General features: G+C 60.4%; 1 protein-coding gene. It reads left to right on the top strand.

Features of this window, described 5'->3' with window-relative positions:
* The coding region (locus tag BHQ18_RS28855) for a VOC family protein (RefSeq protein ID WP_069417039.1) at positions 1-601 on the top strand (601 nt) is incomplete at its 5' end.
* Positions 602-604: the final 3 nt, after the last annotated feature.

The raw sequence follows: 604 nt of genomic DNA, 5'->3' as shown, positions 1-604 counted from the left end.
CCGCGGGGTGTTGGGCTTTTTGACGCTGTCGGATCCTTCGGGGTTGCGTCATGAGTTGTTTTACGGTCAGAAGGTGGTGCCGGGTTCCTTCCGGCCCGGTCGTGCGATATCGGGGTTCGTCACCGGTGCGCAGGGGTTGGGGCATGTGGTGCTGGCGACGCCGGACCTTGCGCAGGCCGACCGGTTTTTGCGGGGGGTGCTGGGGTTTAAGAAGAGCGATGAGATTTACACCTTCATGGATCTGTGGTTCTACCACTGCAACCCGCGCCATCACAGCATCGCGTTGACTCCGATGCCGGGTGTGCGGGGACTGCACCACGTGATGGTCGAGGTGCAAAGTTTTGATGACGTGGGGATGGCTTATGACCTGTGCATGTCGCGCAACATTCCGCTGAGCATGACGTTGGGGCGCCATGTCAACGATCGGATGGTGTCGTTTTACGTGCGCACACCGAGCGGGTTTGACATCGAGTACGGCTGGGATGCGGTGACCGTCGACGAGGAAACCTGGACAGTCGCTCAGTACGACCGACCCAGTGTGTGGGGCCACCAGATGGTCGCCCAAACACCACCAGGCGCACTCGAAGCCGCAACAACATGAACG

The sequence above is a fragment of the Mycolicibacterium flavescens genome, from assembly GCF_001722335.1.
Lineage (GTDB): Bacteria > Actinomycetota > Actinomycetes > Mycobacteriales > Mycobacteriaceae > Mycobacterium > Mycobacterium flavescens.
Note: the sequence above shows the minus strand (reverse complement) of the source record. Positions and strands in the feature narration are given on the sequence as shown.